Origin of the sequence: Psittacicella gerlachiana, assembly GCF_003585965.1 — a bacterium.
Lineage (GTDB): Bacteria > Pseudomonadota > Gammaproteobacteria > Enterobacterales > Psittacicellaceae > Psittacicella > Psittacicella gerlachiana.
Window position 1 is genome coordinate 1 of record NZ_NRJF01000253.1, and the last position, 3,521, is coordinate 3,521.

A 3,521-nucleotide genomic window follows, 5' to 3' on the forward strand; every position below is an offset into this window, starting at 1 on the left:
TTTTTACGTTCTAAATTATTAAGCATTAATAAATTTCTACGTTGAGGTTTTACGCTTTTGATATCTGCGAATCCCATTCTTGTTGCCCTTAGTTTCTCTTTTATTACTAAGGTTAGCTAAAGAAGCAAACTTTTGAGATTCACCTTGCATTTGTTGTAATAGCTGAGCAATCCAACGTTCAATACTTTGCATAAAGTTTTGATAATTATCTTGGTTTTCTGCAATATTTTTTAAACCCAGTTCCCATAGAGCGGTAGTATCAGGTTTGGTTAAGTCTGTAGGCAAAGCTTGTAAAATAGCCTTGCCTATAGAAGTAACTTTAATATCCTTATTATTTTCTTTGTAGCAGTAGTTGCTATCAAAGAGTTTTTTAATAATAGAAGCACGAGTCGCTTCTGTTCCTAAGCCGTCGGTTTCATTAAGAATGCTTTTAACTTGAGGAGAAGAGACGTAACGAGCAATATTAGTCATTGCCGAAAGTAAACTTGCTTCATTGAAGTAACTTGGAGGAGTTGTTTCTTTATTTTCAAATGCCATATCGTTGATTTCAACTGGATCTCCAACGGTAATATTACTTACATGTTGATTGGCAACAAGACTACTTAAAGAATTATTATTCTCAGTGGTATTTTGTTTGTTTTCGAGTTTATTTCTCTCTTTAGTACTAAGACTAAAGATTTTCCAACCTGGAGAAATCAGACTTGAAGATTTAGCGGTAAAAGCCCAAGGACGATTAAAAGCCTCAAATTCTAATTGTAAAAAAGAATCAGCATACTTAGCATGAGGCATAAATTGCATTAAATAACGTTGAGCAATTAGACGATATGCCATATTCTCTGCATAGTTTCCATTAAAATTATAGGCTTGAGTGGTCGGGGCTAATGCTGAGTGATTAGTTACTTTTTTGCTTTGCCAAATAGCTGATTTTTGTTCAGGATTTAAACTAAAGTGTTTATCTTGGCGATTGAGGTTTAATTCTTGAGCTTGCTCTAAAAGATGCTGAATAATGGTATGACGATCATTAAAGTCAGTTTCATTATAGTAATTAGAATCTGTACGGGGATAGGTAACAAATTTCTTTTCATACAGACTTTGTACAGCTTGTAAAGTTTGTTCTAGACTAATCCCAAAGCTATTGTACATTAAAGTTTGTAGATCATGTAAAGAGAAGCCCAAAGGTGGTCTTTGCTCTTTAATTTTTTCTTGAGCTTTAGTTACGGTACCAAAAGGATTTTGTGCAAGAGTAGCTGGAAAAGTCTCAATAAATTTTTGGTTAATCAAGTGACCATTGGCATCAACTAAACGATAAAGGAAGTCGTCATTTGCTAATTGCTCGAGGGTAGCTTTTTGTTCATTGGGGTAATTTTGAGGCTTTTGAGCTTCTAAAGTACGAAGTAGATCTAGTTTGACAATAAAGTATGGGCTATCACTCGGAACTCCATGATAAGCAACTTGATAGTTATTGCCTATAGCCGATTTAACTTGAGCATAAAGATTAAAATATGCTTGGGGAACAAAATTTTCAATTTCTTCTTGTCTTTGCCAAATTAGTTGCATTACTGGAGTCATTACTCTTCCAATTCGGATCACTCCCTGAAAACTTTGTTTTTGAGCATAGATAGTAGCTGCTCGAGAAAGATTCATTCCGAGAAGCCAATCAGCATGAGCTCGAGCAAAAGCTGATTGACTAATGCCATAGAGTTCACGATTGGCTAATAAACCTGAAAAAGCTTTATTTAGACCGTTTGGAGTTAAATCTGAAACAAGAAGACGAATAATGCGTTGATCTTGGTAAGGATCTATTTTAAGGTGGACAAAAAGTTCATCTACGAGTAATTGTCCTTCACGATCCGGATCTCCAGCGTGAATTATGTATTGAAAGCTTTTATCTTTTAGAAAATTAGCTACAGCTTGAAATTGTCCTTTAGTACTTGAGGTTACTTCTAGTTTCCATTGTTGAGGGAAAATAGGCAAGTCTTCTAAACGCCAAGAAGCATACTTAGTATCGTATTTTTCTGGCATGGCTTGACTTAAAAGATGTCCTACACAATGAGTAACGACAAGATTATTACCAAGATTAGTGTGAGTTAGGCTTTTTTGCGGTTTGAGCTTGAGTTTTTGGCTAAGAAAATTAGCGATTTCTCGAGCCACACTAGGTTTTTCCGCAATAATTAAAGTTTTGGCATTAAAAATCATGTGCGAGCTGAAAAAAAGAAATTAAATAAGCGTGAGAAGGAGTTTAACCTTTATTATTATAAATTAAGGCTGAAATTTTTGTGTTGTTCTTGATATTTATCTCAATTAAACTAAGGCAAATAGTAACAGAAAATATTTTGATTTAGCACTGTAGCTTTGCTAGGTATGAATCTTAAAAATCAGAATAGGATTTTTTATAGTGGAAAAAATCCTTTTAACAGAGGTAGATAATACTACAGAAATTTTATTAAAAATATTTATCGCATATTTTTATTAATTCTTGAGGTAATAGCATAGTAGTCAAATTTGTACTCAATAGAGGAGAGTTAATATCTATTATGCCTTTTTGTGGTTCATGCCAAATGAACGAGTTGAGATAAAAAAAAAGACTACCTATATTATGGAATCACCACAGGAATTACCATAATATAACGTAATCTTTCTATTACTTTTTTGCGTAAACTTTTTAGTTTTAAATCTAGAATTAAGTTCTAGGGTTCTATGAGATAAGTTGAGATCATAAAATGGATTAATTTAGAGTCGTGTATAATCAAGACCTAAAATTAATTTCCCATGAATAATAAAGTTTTGTGAATCTTCGATAATAAATGGAGGATACTTAATATTTTCAGAGATGGCTACAAAGCTGTCTCTAGTTTTTTGTAATCTTTTAATAAAAGTTACATCACCATACGTAAAGACATAAATTCCTGAAGAGGTAAAGTTATTTTCTAAACGTACAATACAAGTTTGTCCATCATGAAGGATCGGCTCCATAGAGTCACCTCTAATTTTCAGAACACGAAGATTATTTGGGTTTTCGGTATATAAATTACGATAATATTCAGAGTTAGAAATAAATACCTGCTGAGTAGGAACATAACCTTCATTATAAGTTCCAGGTCCTGCTGAAGCTTCAACATCAAGCATTTCTACAAAAAAACCAGGAATTTCAGTAGGAGTATTTTTTTCATTTGCTTCAGCAAGACGACGATTAGTAAAATCTTCAACAGCTTGTTTATTATTAGCAAAGTTAGTTAACTCATGCAATTTATCATAAGGTACATAGTCCTTATTACTTTTAATTAGTTGCTCTTTGTCAACTAATCCTAAAGCAGCAGGGCTACCTTTAATAACATTTATCTTTCTTGGACGCCCGCGACCGCGTTTTGGCGTTTCAGGTAGAGAGGTATTGGTGTTATCTTTGTTTGCCAAGGTCAGACTCCAATATTAAAAGTTAATATAAAAATAGTTACGATAAAATTATTTTAAAGCGTAACCTGATGAATTTTTTCGTAGGGAAATGCGGTTTATAAAGTTAAGGT

2 protein-coding genes are annotated in these 3,521 nt (G+C 33.1%); both read right to left on the reverse strand.

The window, feature by feature from the left end; genetic code table 11:
* Positions 1-36 precede the first annotated feature (36 nt).
* Entirely contained in the window at positions 37-2,196 is a 2,160-nt protein-coding gene (locus tag CKF59_RS07270) for a DNA topoisomerase 3 (protein WP_119535264.1), read from the reverse strand.
* A 534-nt stretch (positions 2,197-2,730) separates the two neighbouring features.
* Complete coding sequence (locus CKF59_RS07275) at positions 2,731-3,411, reverse strand: S24 family peptidase (RefSeq protein ID WP_119535265.1); 681 nt, start codon at positions 3,409-3,411, stop codon at positions 2,731-2,733.
* Positions 3,412-3,521: the final 110 nt, after the last annotated feature.

Bases quoted from the DNA above. Each gene is read 5' to 3' on its own strand.
- CKF59_RS07270 (WP_119535264.1), bottom strand. From the start codon at position 2,196: ATGATTTTTAATGCCAAAACTTTAATTATTGCGGAAAAACCTAGTGTG.